1 protein-coding gene and 1 pseudogene are annotated in these 1,272 nt (G+C 43.2%); one reads left to right on the top strand and one right to left on the bottom strand.

Annotated features, from left to right (window positions below; genetic code table 11):
• A partial coding sequence (locus ACFILZ_RS09805; RefSeq protein ID WP_375611060.1) for an Arm DNA-binding domain-containing protein occupies window positions 1-308 on the bottom strand: 308 nt, incomplete at its 3' end.
• A gap of 175 nt (window positions 309-483) precedes the next feature.
• Between ACFILZ_RS09805 and ACFILZ_RS09800 the strand changes: the two are divergent.
• Window positions 484-1,272 (top strand): annotated as a pseudogene (locus ACFILZ_RS09800) (phage portal protein); the annotation flags it as partial.

The following is a 1,272-nucleotide window of genomic DNA, read 5'->3' as shown; positions in this document are numbered from 1 at the left end:
GCAATATCTTTTAAGTAATGGAGATTGCTTATTGCCTCACGCTTTTGTTTTTCACGTTCTTTAATAGGGTCACGCCCTTCACGTAAAACAGCCCGCCATCCTGTTGCCAATTCACGGGCTTGTTTTAAAGAAACATCTCTTAAAGCACCCAAGCCCATTTCACGGCGCCGACCATGAATGGTATAACGATAAAGCCATTGAGCACCACCATCTTTACGCTTATGGAGAAGCAAGCCGGCACCATCATTATATTTGCCAGCTCCCAATGTTGCGACAGCCCTTGCATTAAGACGATTCATAAGAACCATTTTTACTCCTTTCTGCTATAGTTTTTACCCACACATCAACCCCGCTTGTGACGTGCAAGCAAGTGATTTTGATTGATTCAAGATACACAGATTTAAGATGAGAGAATCTTACGTTATTCAGGGTTCTCATTCAATATGAATAACGCTAGATTATGATTATAAATCAATGCCTTGAACGCTTGTTGAATGCCGTTGGTTTGAAAGCGAGCGATACTACAAGGCTCCTGATTTAGAGACAGGTGAATTGCGTGATTATAGTGAAGAGGAATTTAAGCAGCTCCAGTGCATGATGCCCGATATTCAAGGGGCAGCTTTCAATAAAAAGGTTGTTAAACGCGCTTTTTTAGGCAGGAAATTGCTTGAATGCCCCGATCAACCTTTGGTTCCAGCGGGTCAATTGGGTTGGGAGTGTATCACGGGGTATTTTGACAAGATAGAACGGCAATTTTATGGAGTTGTAAGACCGACAAAAGACCCACAACGGTGGGCAAATAAATATTTCAGTCAAGTCATGCATATTCTCAACAGCCAATCTAAAGGTGGAATTATTGTTGAAGAGGGAGCGTTTAAGGATATCAGACAAGCTATGAAGGATTGGGCGCGCGCCGATGCTATCATAGTCGCTGAAGACAAAGCCTTTGCGGAAGGTAAAATACAGCCCAAACCCGCCGCCCAATTTCCACAGGGCTTTTTCCAACTGTTTAATGAAGCCAAGGAAGCGATTAATCAAGTTACGGGCTTATCGCCTGAGTTTATCGGGACGAGAGAAGTCTCACAAGCAGGGATTTTAGAAGCACAACGGCGTCAATCTAGTCTTAACCTGCTTGCTTGTCTGTTTGATGGTTTACGTTTGTACCGCAAGCGGCAAGGTAAGATTATTTTGCACTTGATACAGAATTACTTGTCCGATGGTCGTTTGGTACGGATATCTGGTGAGGAGAATGCGCAATATATTCCATTGACG

It is taken from the genome of Bartonella sp. AP40SXNS, assembly GCF_042195825.1.
In the GTDB taxonomy this organism is placed as follows: Bacteria; Pseudomonadota; Alphaproteobacteria; order Rhizobiales; family Rhizobiaceae; genus Bartonella.
The sequence above is the reverse complement of the archived record's forward strand: the minus strand, read 5'-3'. Positions and strand labels throughout refer to the sequence as shown.